Source organism: Micromonospora sp. HK10, from assembly GCF_000982955.1.
Lineage (GTDB): Bacteria > Actinomycetota > Actinomycetes > Mycobacteriales > Micromonosporaceae > Micromonospora.
The window spans coordinates 24128-44362 of the sequence record NZ_KQ058869.1; the positions used below are offsets into that span (position 1 = coordinate 24128).

At 73.5% G+C, this 20235-nt stretch carries 13 protein-coding genes; 4 read left to right on the forward strand and 9 right to left on the reverse strand.

Translation table 11 applies throughout. The features are described 5' to 3' along the window. Positions 1 to 38 precede the first annotated feature (38 nt). The 8 genes from LQ51_RS24095 to LQ51_RS24130 form a co-directional block, all read right to left on the reverse strand. Positions 39 to 419: a VOC family protein gene (locus LQ51_RS24095; protein ID WP_046569410.1), complete on the reverse strand. Its 381-nt coding sequence runs from the start codon at positions 417 to 419 to the stop codon at positions 39 to 41. A 75-nt stretch (positions 420 to 494) separates the two neighbouring features. Beyond that, positions 495 to 911 (reverse strand): hypothetical protein, encoded by a 417-nt coding sequence (locus tag LQ51_RS24100; RefSeq protein ID WP_046569412.1) that lies wholly within the window; start codon positions 909 to 911, stop codon positions 495 to 497. A 108-nt stretch (positions 912 to 1019) separates the two neighbouring features. After that, positions 1020 to 7352, reverse strand: a complete 6333-nt coding sequence (locus LQ51_RS24105; RefSeq protein WP_369799889.1) for an RHS repeat-associated core domain-containing protein — start codon at positions 7350 to 7352, stop codon at positions 1020 to 1022. Between the two features lie 465 nt (positions 7353 to 7817). Then, on the reverse strand, positions 7818 to 8927 hold the full coding sequence (locus tag LQ51_RS24110) for an FUSC family protein (RefSeq protein WP_046569413.1): 1110 nt from the start codon (positions 8925 to 8927) through the stop codon (positions 7818 to 7820). Between the two features lie 35 nt (positions 8928 to 8962). Beyond that, positions 8963 to 9340 (reverse strand): sensory rhodopsin transducer, encoded by a 378-nt coding sequence (locus tag LQ51_RS24115; RefSeq protein WP_046569414.1) that lies wholly within the window; start codon positions 9338 to 9340, stop codon positions 8963 to 8965. Then, complete coding sequence (locus tag LQ51_RS24120; RefSeq protein ID WP_046569471.1) at positions 9337 to 10527, reverse strand: D-arabinono-1,4-lactone oxidase; 1191 nt, start codon at positions 10525 to 10527, stop codon at positions 9337 to 9339. Before LQ51_RS24120 ends, LQ51_RS24115 begins: the two co-directional genes overlap by 4 nt. A gap of 136 nt (positions 10528 to 10663) precedes the next feature. Continuing rightward, positions 10664 to 11269: a GNAT family N-acetyltransferase gene (locus tag LQ51_RS24125; RefSeq protein ID WP_046569415.1), complete on the reverse strand. Its 606-nt coding sequence runs from the start codon at positions 11267 to 11269 to the stop codon at positions 10664 to 10666. Between the two features lie 54 nt (positions 11270 to 11323). Beyond that, positions 11324 to 12205: an SDR family NAD(P)-dependent oxidoreductase gene (locus LQ51_RS24130; protein ID WP_231605860.1), complete on the reverse strand. Its 882-nt coding sequence runs from the start codon at positions 12203 to 12205 to the stop codon at positions 11324 to 11326. A 177-nt stretch (positions 12206 to 12382) separates the two neighbouring features. Between LQ51_RS24130 and LQ51_RS24135 the strand changes: the two genes are divergently transcribed. Continuing rightward, positions 12383 to 13414, forward strand: a complete 1032-nt coding sequence (locus LQ51_RS24135) for a nitronate monooxygenase (protein WP_082159615.1) — start codon at positions 12383 to 12385, stop codon at positions 13412 to 13414. Positions 13415 to 13551: 137 nt separating this feature from the next. On the opposite strand, the gene rph is transcribed toward LQ51_RS24135, so the two are convergent. Continuing rightward, on the reverse strand, positions 13552 to 16149 hold the full coding sequence (gene rph / locus LQ51_RS24140) for a rifamycin-inactivating phosphotransferase (protein WP_046569416.1): 2598 nt from the start codon (positions 16147 to 16149) through the stop codon (positions 13552 to 13554). 451 nt (positions 16150 to 16600) lie between these two features. Here rph and LQ51_RS24145 point away from each other — a divergent pair, with 451 nt between their 5' ends. The 3 genes from LQ51_RS24145 (at position 16601) to tuf (ending at position 20156) form a co-directional block, all read left to right on the forward strand. Further along, positions 16601 to 17908 (forward strand): exo-beta-N-acetylmuramidase NamZ family protein, encoded by a 1308-nt coding sequence (locus tag LQ51_RS24145; RefSeq protein WP_046569417.1) that lies wholly within the window; start codon positions 16601 to 16603, stop codon positions 17906 to 17908. Between the two features lie 169 nt (positions 17909 to 18077). Continuing rightward, complete coding sequence (locus LQ51_RS24150; protein ID WP_046569420.1) at positions 18078 to 18527, forward strand: iron chaperone; 450 nt, start codon at positions 18078 to 18080, stop codon at positions 18525 to 18527. Positions 18528 to 18968: 441 nt separating this feature from the next. Next, positions 18969 to 20156, forward strand: coding sequence for an elongation factor Tu (gene tuf, locus LQ51_RS24155; protein ID WP_046569422.1), 1188 nt, complete (start codon positions 18969 to 18971; stop codon positions 20154 to 20156). Positions 20157 to 20235: the final 79 nt, after the last annotated feature.

Sequence of the window (20235 nt, forward strand, 5' to 3'; positions counted from 1 at the left end):
CCGGCCGCGGTGACCGCGGCCGGGGCGCCCACCGGCGGTCAGTCCCAGCGGCGCGCGGTGGCCGCGAACAGCTCCGGGTCGCTGGCCACCGGGATGACGCAGAGCAGGTGCCCGCCCGGGGCGCGCAGCACGTGACAGTCCAGCCAGCGGGAGACCGGGGTGGCGCCGAGCCGGCCGAGCCGGTCCACCTCGGCGGCCACGTCGTCGGTCTCGATGTCCAGGTGGTAACGGGCGGCGTCGTCCACCGCCTGCACCGCGGTGACCAGCCCCGGGACCACGTCGCGCAGGCCGGTGAACTCAGGTTCGGCCGGGTCGACCTCGGTGGGCGCGCCGAACGCCGCGGACCAGAAGTCGGCGGCCCGGGCGGCGGCGTCCTGCGGCGCGTCGACGATCAGCGCGTACAGCCGGGAGCGGTGCATCCACCGAGCCTAACCGTGGCCGACGCGGCCGGCACGCCGGCGCGGGTCGGCCCGGGGGGTGCGGTCGCGGGGCCCTCACTCCTCGACCCACATCCCGGGATAGCGGGCCCGCACCAGGTCGATCAGACCCGGGTCGACCTGCCGGATGGCCCGGACGACGGGGGCGCCGTCCAAGCCGTCGAGCACGTACATGCCGAGCACGTAGGACACGTCGTACGCGTCGGGACCGGTGTAGCCGAGCAGGTCCCGGCAGAACAGGCCGAACCGCCGCACCAGGTCGCGGTCGAGGTCGACCAGGCCCAACTCCCGGACCAGCGGACCGACCGCGTGCACCGCGTACTCGAACTGGTCCACCGGCTGCGGCGTCCGGTCGGCGTCGATCGCGCGCTGCAACTCGGTGCAGACCAGGTCGGCGATCTGCTCCCGGGCTTCCGGGAAGTGTCGCCACGCGAGGTCGCCCACCGGGCCGAACGTCCACGGCTGAGCCGACATCCACCATCTCCAGGCGAGGCTGTGTCCGACAGGGAAGGAACCTCCGGCCGTCACCGGAAGAGGCGAACTCTACCGGTGACGGCCCGAGGCGGTGCGCGATGGCGCGGGTCAGGCCGGCGGGATCACCAGCACCTCGCCGTCGTCACCGCGGTAGTACTGGTAACCGCTGTCCGTGCCGCCCAGGTACGGACTGCACGCCGGGGAACCAAAGCCGCAGAGGATCTCGTTCAGCGCGGCGCCCGGGTTGTCCGACGCGAACGCCTTGCCGACCTCGTAGATCAGGACCAGATCACCCAGCACGCTCAGCATGCTGGCGACGCCGCCCAACTTCGGACCACCGTCCGGAGTGATCCTGGTGACCATCCCGTTCCGCTTCTCGATGGTGAACTTGGTCCCGGTGATCTCCCGCACCGAGTACGCCTTCGCACCCTGCTCGATGTTCTTCTTCGCGCCCGCGAGCATCTCCCGCCCCTGCGCCGTGGAGGTCACGTTGGCCATGAACTTTCCACTCGTGTCCTTGGTCTGCAGCGACGACCACAGCTCCCTGGCCTCGTCCAGCGCGATCTGCCGCTCGCGCGGGCTCAGCAGCGGTGGCTTGCCCTTGCGCTGCGCGTTGCGGTCATCCTCCAGCAGGTCGGTGAGTCCCTTGAACGTGTCGGCGGCCTTCTTGTAGTGCCAGCCCTTGGAGCCCACGACCTGGCCCGACGAGATCTCGATCCGCACCGCCGTCCCGAGCTTGCCGTCGCCCTGCCAGCTCTGCGACCGGTCCCGGTTGTAGATCCCGTCCAGGTAGCCCCGGAGCCGGGGGTTCTTTACGGTCGGCGCCTTGGCCTTCTCCCGCTGTTTGGCGTAGTGCCGCAGCAGCCGCTCGTTGTACGCGGCGGTGGTCTCCTCCTCCCACTTCTGCCCGCTGGGGTCCGACAGCGTGGTGGGGTTGTTGTTGGCGTAGGCGTAGCTGTTCCACTGCTGCGGGTCGGCCAGGTCCTGGATCGGATCGACCGAGATGAACCGCCCCAGCGCCGGGTCGTACTCGCGGGCGCCGAGGTGGGTCAGCCCGACCGGGTCGGTGTCCCCGCCGACGAACCCACGGGTGGTGGGCCACGCCGGGGTGCTGCCGCGGGAGCCACCGTAGGGCAGCTGACGACGGAGCGTCACCGCCTGCGAGGCGCTGTTGACCGCGGTGTGCTGGGTCCCCTGGTGGTCGGTGTAGAGCCAGGTGAGCCCGGCCGCGGTGCGGGAGGCGACGGTCCGGCCGGCGAAGGTGTAGTACCGCGTCCCGCTGACCACGGAGCTGGTGTTGCGGCGGATGTCCTGCCCCGGCAGGTACAACGTGGTGCCGGTCGCGTCCCGGCGCAGCAGCCGGGCCCCGTCGGTGTCGTAGATGACCGACTCCAGCAGGCCGGCGGCCACGGTGACGGTCGCGAGCCGGCCCTCGGCGTCCCAGCTGAGCCGCTGCGATCCGGCGCCGGTCGCGCAGTCGTTGGCGCCCGTCCCGGTCGGCCGGCACACCATGTTCCCCGCGGCGTCGTAGCCGTACTTCTGGGTGACGCCCGCGACGGTCACCTGGTCGACGGCGTGCGGGCGCACGGCGTCGGCGCCCGCGGTCGGGACGCCGTACGTGCGGGTGACGTCCCCGCTGCCGGTGTGGTTCACCTCCTCGCGGCGGTTGCCGATCGCGTCGATCGTCCAGTCCAACCAGTACGGCGCCGGGCCGCCCAGGTTGGCGACCGACGGCCCGGTGCCGCACGCGACCCCCGCCTTCGGCGTCCACCCGCTGGTCAGCCGGCGCAGCGCGTCGTACTGGAAGCACTGGGTGTCGGCGGAGCCGACCTCGGGCCGGTCGGCGATGGAGGTGATGTTGCCGGTGTCGTCGTAGCTGTAGTTGCGGTCCGACACCGTCCCGCTCGCCGTCTCCGGCTTGACCGAGGTGCGGGTCACCCGACGGGTGGTGAGGTCGTAGTACGTGGCGTCCTCCACGTACGCCCCGCCGGCCGTCTTGCGCGTGGTGATCGTCGGTTCGCCGTACGCGGTGTACTGCTGGCCGGTCACGTAGCTCGCCACGCTGACGGCGTTCGTCGCCAACGACGTCGGCAGACCGGTCACCGGGTCGTGGTCGGTGCTGACGGTTTCCGTGCTGAGCCCGCCACCGGCCGGGTAGGTGACCGAGGTGGGGCTGCCGTCGTAGGGCGAGTAGCCGTACCCGTAGGACCAGGTGCCGGCCAGGCCGGCGCCCTCCCCGTCCGGGATCACGTAGTCCACCCCGGTGGGCTGGTAGCGGCTGTTGAAGCCGCTGACCCGCCACTTGTAGATGGTGGCGACCGCGTTCGGGTGGTCGTAGCGCCACGCCTCGGTGAGCTGGCCCTTCGCGCCGGCGCTCGACCCGGAGTAGAGCTTGTCGTACTTCCACGCGGCCCGCAGCGCGCCGGTCGCCGAGTCGTCGCGGAGCTCCGTCTTGCGGCCCAGCGGATCGTAGCTGTACCAGATCACCTCGCCCCGCGCGTCCGTGGTCTTCTCGAGCTCGTCGTAGTCGTTGTACTGGCTCTGCGAGGTGCCCTTGTCCGGATCCGAGATGCGGGTGACCCGGCCCTTGACGTCGAACACGTACGACCAGGTGTCGCCGAGGTGATCGGTGACCCGGGTCAGCTTGTCCTTCGGGTTGTAGGTGTACCGGGTGGACTGGTAGGCGCCGTTGACCCCGCTGGCGGTGGTGTGCTGACGCAGCTCGACGGTACGGCCCTTGAGGTCGGTCACCGTCGTCGTCGGAGTGCCACCCGCCGGGGGCGTGACCTTGGTCAGGTCACCCTCGTAGCTGGTGGTCGTCCGCCACTTCTCGATCAGGTTGGTGACCCCGTCGGTGCCGAAGACGATCTGCGCCGTCGGCCGGTTGGCGCGGTCGAAAACGGTCTTGTTCACCGTCGGCACCGACCATTCCGGCTCCCACCAGAGGATTCCGGACGGGGTACCGGGCTCGGCGTGCGCCCCGTAGGTGGTGGCACCCCGGCCCAGCTTGTCGTAGATGGTGTCGGTCACCACGATGCCGCCGCCCACCCCGGCCGTCTGGGTCTGCCGTTCGCGCATCAGCGAGTCGAGGATCTGGTAGCTGACCCGGTAGGCGCCGCCGGCATGCAGCGTCCTGGTGGTGGTGTACGGGTAGGCGTCCCGGTTGGGCGCGAAGGTGTAGGTGTACTCGGCCGACGGGCTCGACTCGTGGCCGGCGTACGGCCAGCCGGCGTTCCACACCCGCCAGGTCCGGCCCAGCGCGTCGTAGGCCACGTCGGTGACCCGGCCGTTCAGGTCCGTCGTCCGGGTCACGTTGCCGCGGTACGGCTCCCGCTGCTTGGTGCTCACCCAGTTGTACGGCGCGGGACCGGTGGTCTGCTCCGCGGTGACCGGGCCGCCGCTGGCCGGGGTGTACGCCGTCGTCGTGGTGTTGCCCTTGACGTCGGTGGTGGTGAGCTGGCGACCGAAGGCGTCGAAGGTGCTCTGCTTGGTGGTCTGCCAGGTCGTGCCGCCGGCCGCGGACCAGTCCTTGAGGCTCTCGGTCCGGGTCACCGCCCCGTCGACGGGAGCCGTGTCGACGCTCGTGGCGCCGTCGTAGTAGTAGCGCGTGTCGGCGATGACATCATCGGTGCTCGTCGGCGCGGTGCCGCAGGGCAGCGCCGTCATGGTGCTCCGCTTGACGGCCTTGACCAGGTTGGCGCCGGTGGCGCGATGGTAGGTGACCGTGGCGCACTTCTCGTCGCCGTTGCGCCCCGTGTCGCCGTCCTCCTGGGTGCGGTCGACCGTGCCGTAGGTGTCGGAGAACCAGTTCTCGGTCCGCGAGGTGCGCCACCCGCGCGCGCCGTCCACGCCGAGGGCCTGGGCGGCGTAGCTGACCCGCGTCCCGGTGAAGCGGGCCGTCACGGTGTCGCCGTTGATCGTGCGGGTCGCGGTCGGCGCGGACAGCCAGGGCACGGAGACGGTCTTGGAGACCGGCTTCGCGGTGTCGCCGTTGTAGACGATCTCCTCGCGCACCATGCCGGCGAACTGGTCCTCGTCGTACACCGTCTCGGTGCCGAGCGAGGCCGGGACGGTCACGCTGCGGGTGCCGCCGGAGGGGGCGAGCCGGTCACCGTGCATGCCGCGCAGGTAGCGGGTCTCGGTGAGGGTCTGGTCGCCCGGATCCCCCACCCGGGTCTGCACCGCGGCGTAGCCGCGGAACTGGTCCCAGGTCTTGCGATCGGTCTTGGTGAGTCCGTCGTCGTCGGCGTAGTGCCAGGCCGGCGCGCCGACGTACTCGTAGTAGGTGTACTTGTTGGGCGCCGGGTGCCCGGTCTGCCAGGTCGGCAGGTCCGACTCGGAGACCGACTTGATCCGGTGCTTGTGCCACCACTCGGTCATCAGCGCCTTGCCCGTCGGGTCGTCCGGGTCGGGCACCCGCACGGGGTAGCAGCGCATGGTGTTGGTGTGAGCGGCGGAGGGCAGGTTGCTCGACGAGCACTCCGGCAGGTCCCAGTCGATGTCGATCTTGGCGCCGGTCTCGGTGACGATCTGGTCCAGCCGCTGCCAGTTGTTCGAGGTGTTGTTGTCGGTCAGCACCCGGTTCGGCAGGGAGACCGGGGTGAAGGTGACCGGCGGCAGGGTGATCGCGGTCCCGACCAGGCCGGCGTGCACGATCCGGTCCAGCCAGAGCCCGGCGTGGTCGGCGCCGTCCCCGGTGGGCGGGAACGAGTGCCCGAAGGTCCAGGAGTCGACGTCCTGCCAGGCCGGGGTGGCCCGGGTGGTGTCCCAGACGCGGGTGGTGACCTTCGCCAGCCGGCGGGTCGACCAGAAGGTGGGCGAGTACTTCCCGGCGCAACTGGTCCCGGTGCACTCCTGGTCCCAGGGCGTGTCGGGCCAGTTCGTGGCGTTGTGGGTGCCGCAGGACGAGGTCACGCAGCGGTCCGCGGTGGTGAACAGGACCTGGGACACCGGCGTGACGGACCGGTCGGCCGATCCCCGGTCCCAGGTGCCGTAGTCGATCCGGGCGAGCTGGCCCCCGCGCACGTAGGAGGTGGCGTCGCTGTCGGTCCGGTTCTGCGCGTACTTGTTGTTCTCCTTGCCGTACCAGTAGGACATGGTGTTGCCGTGGACATCGACGACGTAGTCGAGGTTCCAGCGCCACACCTGGTCACAGAAGGAGGAGCCGAAGGAGGTCTGGTGGCAAGGTTCGCCGGAGTGGTTCCCGGCGACCGGCACGGTCCAGGCCGAGTTCGTGGTCGCCGTCTGGCCGGGCAGGCTGTGCAGGCCGAAGAAGTACTGGGTGCCGTCCGCGCCGGTGACCTTCCAGTACTCGCCGTTGTTGTCGCCGTTGCCGGCGCCGGTGAGCTTCTCGATCCGGGAGGCGTCCTCGTCCCGGGCGTGCCAGCCCTTGCCGGACTCGTAGACCAGCTCCGAGCCGGTCCCGTTGAGCGAGAGCGTGGCGTTGTCGGAACGCCAGCACAGGTCGCCGGTCTTGGTGGTGTTGTTGGCCCCGCCGGCCATGTCGTCCACGCAGTTGACGTACCGCCGCTCGATGAATCCCGGCGCGTACTCGAAGCCCTCCCCCAGCCAGGACGGCTGGTTGTTGGTCGCCTCCGAGCGGCCGTCCACCCGGCCGGAGGAGTAGGAGAGCTCGATCGTCGGCGCCGGGCCGGCGACCGCGGGCGGCGTTCCCATCGGGTACGACCAGGTGAAGTCACCGGCCGGCCCGCCCGAAGACCAGGTTGCCGAGGGCGCCAGCGAGGTGGCGGTGAAGTCGCCGGCGGACCCGGAAGGGCCGGCGGCCAGCGCGACCAGCGTGCCGCTCAGCGCGCTGGTGGCCGCGGTCGAACCGGTGGCGCGCACCGGTACGTCGGCGGTGACGACGCCGTTGCGGGTGTTGTTGCGCGAGGGCAGCGGCGTCGCGGCACAGCCGTCCGCGCCCGGGCTGGTCAACGCGCAGTCGGGCAGCCGCCAGAGCCGCAGTCGGGACGCCCAGTCCCCGCCGTGGGCGTACCGGAAGTCGCGGTAGTCCACCGACAGCTGGGCCGTCCCGGCGGCCGCGCTCTCGTGCTCCCCGCTCACCCGCAGCAGCAGGCCGTCCTGCCAGGCCTTCGGCGTCGCCGCCCGGTCCAGCAGGGCGACCCGCACGGTGGACAGCCGGTCACCGGCGGGTCCGGCGGCGCGGGCCACCGAGACGGGGAGCCGGCCGGCCCGGACCGCCCGGGCCTTCGCCGCGCCGACGGGCAGGCCAACGCTGGTCGAACCGGCCGCCGGCCAGACCGGCGCGGGTGCCGGGACCTGCCGCTGCGGCGTCCAGGCCCACGCCTTCGTGCGCACCGGCCCGCCGTCCCGGTCGAGCTTGTCCACCTGCGCGGGCAGGTGTGCCGGCCGGGGTGCCGCGGGCGCGGGCGCACCCGCCAGCACGCCGCCGACGAGGGCGCCGACGAGACCGCCGCGCAGCACGAGCCCGGCCAGCGAGCGCCCGGTGCCGCGTCGCCCTACCGGCCGTTGTCGCCGGTCCGCCTTGCTGTTCAACCTGATGTCCACCACATGTCCTCACGGAGGGAACCGGACCAGCCCGGGCGCACGGCGGTCCGGCCGGAGGACGTGGACCTGCCGGCCCACGGGTGGTGACCGAGACTGGACCTGGTCCAGCTCGCGACATGCGGCTCCGGCAGTCCCCCCGTGATGGACTGAGAGGGGGACACTACAAGCGACGCTCGATCCCCGTTGTCCCGTGCGGAGGTGGCGGCGGAGCGGGCTCCTCACGCAGCGTCCCGGCCACCACGCGCTGCCCGTCCGGGGAGCGACGCCGGAGCTGCCAAGATCACGGTGAGCCACCGTCGCGCGGGCCCGGGAGACTGGCCCGCGCATCACGGGCCGTCGCGGTACGACCCGGGTTCGAGACCGAACCGTGATCTTCGTTCAGGCCTGCGCGGTCGCGGCCCGCCGGACCAGCCGCCGCGCCTGCGCGGGCGGCACGCCGGTGGCCCGCAGCAGGTCGTTGGCGGCGGTACGCAACTGCGAGACGACGACGGTGCCGGAGAAGCCCAGGTCCTGCCGGCACGCCGCACCCGCCTCGCGAACCGCGCCGAGCACCCGCTCCCGGGCCGCCACCGGCTCGCGGGCATCCAGGAACGCCTCCTGCAGCAACCGGACCGCCTCGCCGAAGTGCGCCACCGCCGCTGGCAGGTCGGCCGGCACCCGTTCCCCGTCGCGCAGGGCGGCGCCGATCCGGCGGACCAGCGCCCGGCAGTTGCGGAACGCCCGGTTCATGTGGTCCGCGCCGCGCCGGTATCCGGCCAGCCTGCGCCGCCGCCGCCAGCGGACCGGGGAGAACCGGACCACCTCCTCGGCGGCACCGAGGGCCTCGCCGAGCCGGTTCAGCTGCGGCTGGGCGGCACGCATCCGGTCCAGCACCTCCTCGGCGGCCCGGGTGTCGCCGCGCGCCAGGGCCTGCGCGGCGGCACCCATCTCCCGGGCGAACAGATCCAGGGCCGGGCCTGCCACCCGGCGGACCGTGCGCAGCGGGTTGAGCGGGGCCAGGACCAGCACCACGAGCAGGCCGACCACCCCGCCGACCAGCGCGTTCAGCGTCCGGGGCAGCTCCAGGTCGGGCGCGGTGGGGGTGAGCGTGGCGACCAGCACGGCCGTACCGCCGGCCTGGGTCACCAGCGCGCCGGGGCCCCGGACCAGCACCGCGGCCGCGACCGCCAGGAAGACGATCACGCCGGTCTGCCAGGGCCCGGTGCCGACCGCGACGATCAACAGGTCACCCACCGTGATGCCGATGACCACCCCGACGATCAGTTCGACGGTGCGGCGGGCCCGGCTGCCCAGCGAGGCGGCGATGACACCGACCGCCGCGGCCGGCGCGAAGGTCGGCTCGGGGTTGCCGAAGAGGTGGGCGGCGGCCACCCAGGCCAGGGCGGCGGCCAAACCCGCCTGCACGGCCACGATGAGGTACGTCCGCAGCCGCCGGTAGGTGTCCCGGCCGGTCCCGCGTACCCGCTCGCCCACGCTGCCTGCCCGCATGGGCGCGGGTACCCGCCCCCGTGCGCGGTCGAACCTCAGGCCGGGTACGCCATGGTGCCGGTCAACGCGACCACGCCCGGCAACCGGGTGTCCTGACGCAGGAACTGCACCACCACCGGCACCGGGGAGCGCAGCACGCAGCCGTACGGCCGGTCCAGCCGGACCGCCTCGGGGTCCACGAGGTCGTTGATCCGCACGTGCCGGATCCGCCGCGCGCCGACCCGCAGCCGGTACGGGCCCACCGGCTCGGCGTCCTCGTAGTAGACGTCGAGACGCAGCTCGGCGTCCCGGTCCGTGGCGTTGAGCACGCAGAGCTGGTCGAAGCCGGTGAACGCGGGCTCCGGCCCGTGCGCCGGGAAGGGCACGTGCCCGCCGGGCAGCACCCAGACGTGCGCGCCGACGTCCTGGCTCACGGCTGCTCCAGCAGCCGTGCCAGGTACGGGGTGAGGAAGACCCCGTCCGGGTCCAGGCGCCGCCGGACGGCCTGGAAGTCGTCCCAGCGGGGATAGAGCGGGCGCAGCTCGCGGCCGGTGAGCCAGTGCTTCTTGCCCCAGTGCGGCCGGCCCCCGTACTGCCGGAAGACCGCCTCCATGTCCCGGAAGTACTCCTCGTAGGGCAGCGAGGTGTTCTGCAGGCAGGCGATGGTGGTGGTGGGCCGGCCGTAGGCGTTGCTGAGCCAGATGTCGTCCGGGGCGACGGTCCGCACCAGCACCCGCCAGCCGACGATCCGCCGGTGCCGCTCCCGCACCCGGCGGCGGAGCTCGGCGAAACAGGCCGGGAACGCCTCGGACGGCAGCATGTACTCGATCTCCTCGAAGCGCAGGTCGCGGTGCCGGGGAATGGTGCGGTGGGTCGGCCCGACCCGGTTCTCCCGGGCCCGGCCCTCCGCCGGCCAGACCTGCCGCTCCGCCGCGGTGTCGACCCGGTTCAGCACCCGGATCTGGGTCTGGTCGCTGCGCGGATACCAGTAGAAGTCCATGTTGCGGTTGGTGTGCTGGAGTTCGGCCAGGTGGTCCAGGGTCCAGTCCAGGTCCGCGCACCACGACCGCCGGTGCAGCTGGTAGCGGGGTTGCACGTCGAGGGTCATCCGGGTGACCACGCCGAGGGCGCCCAGGGAGAGCCGGGCGGCCGGCAGCAGCTCCGGGTTGCGGTCCGCGGCGATCTCCACCACCTCCCCGGTCCCGGTGACCAGGCGTACGCCGGTGACCTGGGTGCTCAGGCTGCCGAAGCCGAGCCCGGTGCCGTGGGTGCCGGTGGCGGTCGCCCCGGCGATCGACTGGTAGTCGACGTCGCCGAGGTTGTCCATGGCCAGGCCGGCGTCGTAGAGCCCTTCGCCCAGCGCGTTGAGCTTGGTGCCGGCACCGGCGGTGGCGCGCCCGTCCGCGCACACCACGCCGGCGAGCCGGTCGAGGCTGACCAGGATCCCGTCGGTGCGTACCAGCGGGCTGGACGAGTGGCCCGAACCGACCGGCCGGATCGTCACCCCGCTCTCCCGGGCCCGGCGCACCAGCGCCCGCACCGCGTCCTCGTCGGCGGGCTCGGCGTACTCGGCCGGCGTGAAGGAGAGACTGCCGGACCAGTTCACGAACGAGCGTGCCACCCGCGCACCCCCTCTTCCGGCGCCGGTCCGGCGCCGGTCCGGCCCGGTTACCCGCCGCGGCGGCGGGTACTCGCCGGGTCCCGGGCGGTGCGGTGCGGTGCCGTGGCTGCCGCCCGGCGGACCCGGGCCGGCCGGTTCACGCCGGGCCGGTGCCGCCGCCCGGGTCGCCGGTCCGCTCCGGCACACGGCGGGTCACCACCCAGCGGTGCTTGCCGATCCTGCGGTCCCGGCTGAAGCCGAGCCGTTCGTAGGTCGACAACGCCCCGTGGAAGAGGAACCCGGCCGGCACCGACCCGGCGTCCTCGGGATATCCCTCCACGGTTCCCCCGCCCAGGTCGGCGATCAGGTCCAGCGCGCCGGCGAGCGCGGCGCCGGCCACCCCCTGACGCCGGTGCCCCTTGCCGACGTAACAGCAGGCGATCCGCCAGTCGGGCGGGGTGGTCAGGCCCTTCTCGTAGGCGGCGCGGCTCTTGATCCGCGGCAGCTCCGCCGGGCTGCCGAACTGGCACCAGCCCAGGCAGGTGTCGCCGTCGAAGACCAGGGCGGCGTGCGTGGTGCCGGCCCGCACCCGGGCCAGCTTGCGGTCGCGGTTCAGCGCCGCCGTGGTCCCCTTGCCCACGCCCTCCGGATGGAATCCCATGCACCAGCAGCCGCCGAACACCCCGTTGTTCCGCTCGACCAGAGCGGCGAAGGCCGGCCAGGTGGCTTCGTCGAGGGGGCGGATCCGGTAGCTGGACGCCATGTCGGGCAACCTAGTCCCGGCCGACGATGATCGCCAGGCCCGCCCGGCCGCCCGTCAGGCGGTGACGTGGGCGCTGTCGCCCCCGGTCGCGGCGAACGCGGTGCCGCTGACCATCCGCGCCTGATCCGAGGCGAGGAACACCACCAGCGGGGCCACGTCCTCCGGCTGGACCCAGGGCACCCCGAGCGGGGTCTTCGCCCGTTGCAGCTCGATCGCGGTGCGCTCGTCGGTGGCGAGGTCGCCCGAGGGCGTCCGGCCACCCTCGACGATCGCCTGGGCGTACCGGTCCTGGTGGCGGGTGAGCGCGGTGTCGACCAGCCCGGGGATCACCGCGTTCACCGTGATCCCGTGCCCGCCCAGCTCGAGCGCGGCGGACTTGACCAGCCCGATCAGCCCCCACTTCGACGCCGAGTACGCCGACCCGTTCGTGGTGCCGTGCTGCCCCTGCGTGGAGGAGGTGACGATGATCCGCCCGCCGCCCCGGCTGACCAGCAGCGGGGCGAAGACACGCAGCACGTTGGCGGTGCCGGTCAGGTTGACGTCGATCTGGTCGTGCCAGTCCGGGTCGGTCATCTCCAGCAACGGCCGGAACGCCTGGATGCCGGCGTTGGCGTGCAGCACGTCGACCCCGCCGTGGTCCCGTTGCACCGCCTCGGCCACCGCCCGTAGCGCCGCGATGTCGCGCTGGTCGGCGACGTGCGCGGACCACCGTACGCCGGTGGCGGCGACCAGCCGCCCGGTCTCGGCCAGGTCCTCGGGGGTGGCCGGCGGGAAGTCGAGGATCGGGCTGACCGGCCCGGCAATGTCGACGCCGGCCACGTCGGCCCCGGCGCCGGCGAGGGCCACCGCGGCCGCCCGGCCGATGCCCCGGGCCGCGCCGGTGACCACGGCGACCCGACCGGCCAGCGGACGCGCCACCGGCCCGGCTGCGGACATCGCTGCTCACCCCCACCCACCCGCCGTCGGCGGCACCCCGCCCCTCCTGAACGGTAGACCGCGCGGCGCGGCCGCGCCGGAGATCGGCGGTGCCGCGGGAGCCTGCGCGCCCGGGCCGGCCCTCCGGCCGGACCGGTCGGTGGGGCGCGGCGGGCGGCGGGCGGGCAGACTGGTGCGGTGGACGGGACACGCGACCTGCTCGGGGTGGAGCTGCCGGTGGTGGCGGCGCCGATGGCGGGCGGACCGACGACCAGCGAGCTGGTCGCCGCGGTCGGCTCCGCCGGCGCGTTCGCGTTCCTCGCCGCCGGTTACCGGACGCCGGAGGCGCTCGCGGCGGAGATCGCGGCGGCCCGGGCCACCGGCCACCCGTTCGGCGTGAACGTCTTCGTGCCCACGCCGGTGCCGGTCGCCGAGGCACCGTTCCGCCGGTACGCGGCCCGGATCGCCGCCGAGGGCGCGCCCTACGGGCTGGACCTCGCGGCCGCCTCCCGCACCGAGGACGACGACCACTGGGCCGCGAAGCTGGAGCTGCTGGTCCGCGAGCCGGTGCCGGTGGTCAGCTTCACCTTCGGCCTGCCCTCCCCGGCCGTGCTCGGGCGGCTGCGCCGGGCCGGCAGCCGGGTGCTGGTCACGGTCACCGACCCGGCGGAGGCCGCCGCCGCCGCGGAGCTGGGCGTGGACGGGCTGATCGCGCAGAGCGGGCTGGCCGGCGGCCATCTCGGCACCTTCACCCCCGCGGAGCCGCCCCCGCTGCGCCCGCTGCCCGAGCTGGTCGGCCTGGTCGCGGCCCGGACCGGGCTGCCCGTGCTGGGCGCCGGCGGGGTCGGCGGCGCGGCGGACGTGCGGGCCGCGCTCGCCGCCGGCGCGACCGGCGTGCTGGTCGGCACGCTGCTGCTGCGCGCCGTCGAGAGCGGCACCACCCGCACCCACCGCGACGCGCTGGCCGACCCCGGCCGGGACCGGACGGTGGTCACCCGAGCGTTCACCGGGCGGCCGGCCCGCGGCCTGCGCAACAGCTTCATCGAGCGGTACGAGGTGGACGCGCCGCTGGGCTACCCGGCGGTGCACCACCTGACCCGGCCGCTGCGCGCGGCGGCCGCCCGGGCCGGTGACGCCGACCGGCTGCACCTGTGGGCCGGCACCGGCTGGCGGGCCGCCCGGGCGGCACCGGCGGCCGAGATCATCGCGGAGCTGACCCGGAGCCGCTGACCGGCGGCCGGTCCGGCCGGGAAGCCCGCACGCCCGGATACCGCGGCCCGCACCGTCCGGCACCGGTGACCGGTGGCTCCGCCGGCCCCGACTGCCCGGGGCCGGCGGTGAGGCGCGCGGGCGGACGGGAGTACGCGTCAGGACAGCAGCTCGACCCAGCCGTCGGTGCCGTGCACCCGGATCCGCTGCCCGTCCCGGATCCGGGCGGTGGCATGCGGGACCGCGACGACGGCCGGCAGGCCGTACTCCCGGGCGATCACCGCGCCGTGCGTCATGAGCCCGCCCACCTCCGTCACCAGCCCCGCGACCGCGACGAACAGCGGTGACCAGCTCGGGTCGGTGTGGGCGGTCACCAGGATGTCCCCGGGTTCCAGGTCGGCGTCGGCCATGCCCCGGACGATCCGGGCCCGCCCCTCGACGGTGCCGGCGGAGACCGGGATGCCGACCAGCGCCCCCGGCGGCACGTCGTCGCGCCGGTACGCCCCGTCGATGCCCTCACCGTCGGAGGTGAGCACCCGGGGCGGGGTGAGCGACTGGTACGACCGGAACTCGTCCCGGCGCCGCCGGATGAGGTCATCGTCGACCCGGTGCGTCCGCACGGCCTCGTGGAACTCCTGGAAGGTGAGGTAGAAGCAGTCCTCCCGGTCGCGGAGCACACCGGCGCGCACGAGCTCCTCGGCCTCCTCCAGCAGGGCCTGCTTGTAGCGGAAGTAGCGGCTGACGATGGCGTACTTCGGGTACTCGCGGTAGCCGACGAAGGTCCGGACCCGGTCGATCATGCGCTTGGTCTCCGCGGCCTTGGCCTCCCCGTCCGGCAGGGCGCGCAGGCGCGCCAGGATCTCCCGTTCCTTCTCCGCCGCCGCCTCGCGCCCCTGCGCGAAGCGCCGCCGGCCGGCGCCCGGTTCGAAGTTGCGGACGTTGTCCAGGATCGCCGGCAGCAGCGTGCTCGGGCGTTCGCTCCACCGCGGCCGGGTGATGTCGATCTCGCCGGCGCACCGCATGCCGTACCGGTCGAGGTAGGCCCGGATGGCGTCCCGCGCTTCCGGCCCGCCGGGGAGTTCGGCCAGCCCGTCGAGGAAGTCGTCGTCCTCGACGTCCCGCAGGTAGGCCACCACCTCGGGATGCGGACGGACGACGTCGGCGACGTCGAGCAGCGCGAGCCCCATCTCCGAGGTGATGTTGTGCGGGGCGGAGAGCGTGAGCGTGTCGGCGGCGTTCTTCTCCCCCAGCCACTCCCTCAGCTGGTCGTTGAGCCACCAGGTGGCCTGCATTCCCGCCCCGATCGCCTGCATGCTCAGGGGGTCGCGCAGGTCCCGCTTGTGTTCCTCGAAGGCCGTCAGGAGGACGTCGAACCGGGCCGGTCCGGCGGTGGCCCGCAGCTCGCGCGCCAGGGTGGCGACGGCCGCCTCGCTGCGGGCGATCAGCTCGGTGACGATGGCCGGGTCGGTCTCGATCGTCGCGGGCGGAGCACCGACCGGCGGCCCGGCCGGCGCCTGGTCCGGCAGCGAGGGGAGGAAGTCGCCGCGGCCGAGCACGGTCTCCAGCGCATCCCTGGTCAACGGATCGGACCGGTCCACCAGCGCCAGCAGGCTCTCCCGCCCGGACGGTGTGCTCAGGTGCGGGGTGGCGTCGACGAACAGCCGCCCACCGGCGGCGTGCATCGGGGCGAGCGCGGTCAGCTGCCACATGGACAGCCCCAACGGCTTCATGGCGTCGGTCATCATCTGCTGATGACCGACGGAGAGGTAGACGTGGTTCTCCCGGTCGGCGCGCTCGGGCACGGGGAACAGCGTCGTGATGGGCCGGCTCTGCACGACATGGACGTCGCCGTCGACCAGACACCATTCGAGGTCCTGCGGCTGGCCGAAGTGCGCCTCGATCCGCCGGCCCAGCTCGACCAGGCGCAGGACCTGCGCATCCGTCAGCGCCGGTTCTTCCTGTCGCGCCGGGTCGATCGCGTGCTCCGCCGTCCCACCGCCGGGCCGGGCCCGGCTGGCGAGCCGCTTGGCGGCGATCGTCCGGTCCACGATCACCCCGTCGCGCACCCGGTAGGCGTCCGGGGTGACCCGCCCGGAGACCAGCGCCTCGCCGAGGCCGGGGGCCGCCTCGACGGCGGCGAGCCGCCGGTTGGAGGTGGCGGGGTCGGCCGTGAACAGCACCCCGGACACCTGCGGCGCGAGCATCTCCTGGACGACCACGGCCATCGCGACGGTCCGGTGGTCGATGCCGTTGCGCTGGCGGTAGGCCACCGCCCGCTCGGTGAACAGGGCGGCCCAGCACCGGCTGACGTGCGCCAGGATCGCCGCCGGCCCGACGACGTTCAGGTAGGTGTCGTGCTGGCCGGCGAAGGAGGCCGCGGGCAGGTCCTCCGCCGTGGCGCTGGAGCGGACGGCGTAGCCGGCCCGCTCGCCGAACCGGGCCACGGCCCCGGTGATCGACGCCGCTAGCGGCCCCGGCACGGGCGTCTCCTCGATGCTCCGGCGGATCTCCGCGCCGAGCGTGCCGAGGCCTTCCCGGTCACCGGATTCCAGCCGGGACAACGCCCGGAGCCGGTCGTCGATCCCGGGCACCTCGGCCATCATCCGGCGGAAGGCCGCGGTGGTCACGCAGAAGCCGGACGGCACCGCGACGCCGTCGATCCGCGACAGCGCCGCCAGGTTCGCGCCCTTGCCGCCCACGACGGCGACGTGCTCCGCGCCGACCTCGTGGAAGCCCAACACGTACTGCTCGATCACTGCGATTCCTCCGGGTAGGGCGTACCGCGCGGCGCGGCGACCGGCGGGACCACCGGCGTCGGGCGGTCCCGTCGAACCCCATCTTTTCGGCCGCGCCGCGGCCAGACCGACGATTCTGCGGCAGGACCGGGGCCTTGCGGCAAGCCCACCGGTGCGATATATGTTCAAGTGGGCAGGGAGCGCGATCTCCCTGCCGTTGTCGTTTCCGGCCCCGCTCGCGGCCGCGTTGCCGGCCAGCGCCGGATGCCCGCCGGCACCCGTGGCCGGACCTCGATCGGCTGCACCACGGTCGATCGCGCCCGCATTCCGGCCGATGAGCTGTCCTGCGCCGGCCCGCTGCGGCCGCCGCCGCCCCTCGGCTGTAGCTAAGCTTCTTGACGCCTCATTTATATGTAGCTAAGTTTCAGCCACGTCCCGATGGCCCCGGCCTGAGCTGGTAGGAGGCAACCCCATGCAGCGTAGGAACTTCCTCGCCGGCGCGGTGGGCACCGGAGCACTCGGCGCCGGCGCGGGCGCGTTCGGGGTCGGTGCGGCCCTGGCGCCCGCGGCGGCCAGCCCCGGTGTGCGCCGGGTCCGTACCGGGCTGGACCGGCTGGTGGCCGGCGACTTCGCGGTGCTCGCCGACCAGCGGGTCGGCGTCGTGTCGAACCCGACCGGCGTCGACGGGGCCTACCGCCACCTCGTCGACCTGATGCACGGCTCGGGCCGGGTCCGGCTGGCCGCGGCGTTCGGCCCGGAGCACGGCTTCCGCGGCTCGGCCCAGGCCGGCGGCAGCGAGGGCACCGGCGTCGACGCGCGCACCGGCATCCCGGTCTACGACGCGTACGGCGCCTCGCAGGCCCGCTGGGAGAGCATGTTCACCGAGGCGGGCGTGGACACCGTCGTCTTCGACATCCAGGACGTCGGTGTCCGCTTCTACACCTACATCTGGACCATGTACACCTCGATGGTCGCCGCGGCACGGGTCGGCCTCCGGTACGTCGTGCTGGACCGCCCGAACCCGATCGGCGGCCGGGCGTACGGGCCGATGATGACCGCCCCGTACACCTCCGGGGTCGGCCTCAAGGAGATCGTGCAGCAGCACGGCATGACCGTCGGGGAGCTGGCCCGCTTCTTCAACGGCACGTTCCTGCCGGAGGAGGCCGGGCGACCGGTCGACCTGCACGTGGTGGTCTGCGAGCACTGGAAGCGGGACCGCCTCGCCGCCGACACCGACGTGCCGTGGGTGATGCCCAGCCCGAACATGCCCACCCCGGACACCGCCCTGGTCTACCCCGGCACGGGCCTCTTCGAGGGCGTCGCGTCGATCACCGAGGGCCGGGGCACCTGCCGGCCGTTCGAGCTGATCGGCGGGCTGGCCACCGACTTCGACCACCACTGGGGCGACCGCCTCAACGCCCGCGACCTGCCCGGTGTCGAGTTCCGTGAGGCGTACTTCTCGCCGACCTCGGCCGGGCAGAAGCCGGAGCTGTTGAACAAGCTCTGTGCCGGCGTGGAGGTCAAGGTGGTCGACCGGGCGGCCTACGACCCGATCCGCACCGCGGTGGCGATGCTCGTGGAGGCGCGCAGATATCCGGCGTTCGCCTGGCGCAGCGACTCCTGGGACCCGGCTCGCCCGTACTGGATCGACAAGCTCACCGGGTCGCCGCGCCTGCGCACCCAGATCGACGCCGGGGCCGACGTGGACGACGTGGTCGGCGCCTGGGCCGACGAGCTGGCCGCCTTCACCCGGCAGCGCAAGCCCTACCTGCTCTACTGAGGCCGCCTCGGCGGCGGACGTGACGTCCGGCCGGTTGAGCCGGCTCCCCGGGCGCCGGTCCCACGACCTGATCAGGAATCGAGAAGCCGCAGGCCTTTCGGGCCGCCTAGCCTTTCCCCAGGTGATCGGCGGGAGCGCCGAACCGTCAACAGGGAAAGGCAGGCTGAGCATGTCCGCAGCGAAGTCCACGAACGGGTCCGACGGCTTCAGCCCCGAGGAGCGGGCGGCGATGAAGGAGCGCGCCGCCGAGCTGCGCGCCGAGGGCAAGAAGGGCGGCAAGAAGGCCGACGAGTTGCAGGCGCTGCTGGACGGGATCGCGAAGATGGCGCCGGAGGACCGGGCGCTCGCCGAGCGGGTGCACGTCACGGTGACCGCCAACGCGCCGCAGCTGTCGCCGAAGACCTGGTACGGGATGCCCGCGTACGCGAACGCGGCCGGCAAGATCGTCCTCTTCTTCCAGAACGCGGGCAAGTTCAACTACCGGTACTCGACGCTGGGCTTCCAGGACGCGGCCAACCTCGACGACGGCGACCTGTGGCCGGTGGCGTACGCGCTGCGGCAGTGGAGCCCGGAGGTGGAGAAGAAGGTCGCCGAGCTGGTGCGGCAGGCGGTCGCCTGACCGGTGCCGTGCCCCCGGCTCCGGCGGGTCGAGCCGGTGCCGGGGCTCCCGGCGATGTCATCGCGGTCACGCTGCCCCACTCGTTCGGCGCACGCACGTTGCACTTCGCGATCACGTACGTCCCTCGCCGTCGCCCCAGGGAATATCGGTCGACCGGCCGGGCGTTGCGGGCTAGCGTGATCGCCATGTTCGGCACCGTCGGCTCCGTGCGGCCCGCAGGTCTCCCCCTGCCGGGCCCCGCCGGCGTGTGCGCGTGGCTGGCTGATACCCGAGGCTGACCCTCCTCCCGCCGCGGCAGAACCATGGAGGAGGGTGGCCCGGATGCTCCGGCGCTGCCCAGATTCGGCACGCCGTGACGCGCGGTTCTGGCGCGGTTTCCCGCGGGGTGGCACCCGCCCGCGTTCGTCGTCCGCCAGCTTCTCTCCACTGTGGAGTTCTCTCATGGCCAAGAGCCAGTTCGTGCGCGCGAAGCCGCACCTCAACATCGGCACGATGGGTCACGTCGACCACGGCAAGACGACCCTGACGGCCGCCATCACCAAGGTCCTCGCCGAGCGCGACCCCGCCGTCAACCGGTTCGTGTCCTTCGACGGCATCGACCGGGCGCCGGAGGAGGTGGCCCGGGGCATCACCATCAACATCGCCCACGTCGAGTACGAGACCGCGACCCGGCACTACGCCCACGTGGACATGCCCGGGCACGCCGACTTCGTGAAGAACATGATCACGGGGGCGGCGCAGGTCGACGGCGCGATCCTGGTCGTCTCCGCGCTCGACGGGGCGATGCCGCAGACCCGCGAGCACGTGCTGCTCGCCCGGCGGGTCGGGGTGCCGTACCTGGTGGTGGCGATGAACAAGGCCGACGCCGTCGACGACCCGGAGCTGCTCGACCTGGTCGAGCTCGAGGTCCGGGAGCTGGTGTCCGACTACGGGTTCCCCGGCGACGAGGTGCCGGTGGTCCGGGTGTCGGCGCTGCGCGCCCTCGAGGGCGACCCGCGCTGGGTGTCGTCCGTCGTGGAGCTGCTCGACGCCGTCGACCGGTACGTCCCGGTGCCGCCGCGCGCGCTCGCCGAGCCGTTCCTGATGCCGATCGAGAACGTGCTGACGATCTCCGGTCGGGGCACCGTGGTGACCGGCGCGATCGAGCGGGGCACCCTGCGGGTCGGCGACCCGGTCGAGGTCGTCGGTCTCGGTCCGACGTTGTCCACCGTGGCGACCGGGCTGGAGACCTTCGGCAAGGCGCTGGCGACGGCCGAGGCCGGCGACAACGCCGCCGTGCTGCTGCGCGGGGTCCGGCGCGACCAGGTGCAGCGGGGTCAGGTGGTGGCGCGGCCGGGCAGCGTCACCCCGCACCGGCGGTTCCAGGCCCGGCTCTCGGCGCTGACCACGGCCGAGGGCGGGCGGCACACCCCGTTCTTCGCCAACTACCGGCCGCAGTTCTACTTCCGCACCACGGACGTGGTCGGGACGGTGGACCTCGGTGACGTGCCGCTGGTCCGGCCGGGCGACACCGTCGAGCTGACGGTGGAGCTGGGCCGGCCGATCGCGATGGACGTCGAGCTCGGCTTCGCGGTCCGGGAGGGCGGCCGCACGGTGGCCGCCGGAACGGTGACCGGACTGCTCGACTGAACCGGTGGCCGGGCCCCCGCACGGCGAGGGGCCCGGCCACCGGGCGGGTGCCGGACGACGCGCCCGCCCGCCGCCGCCG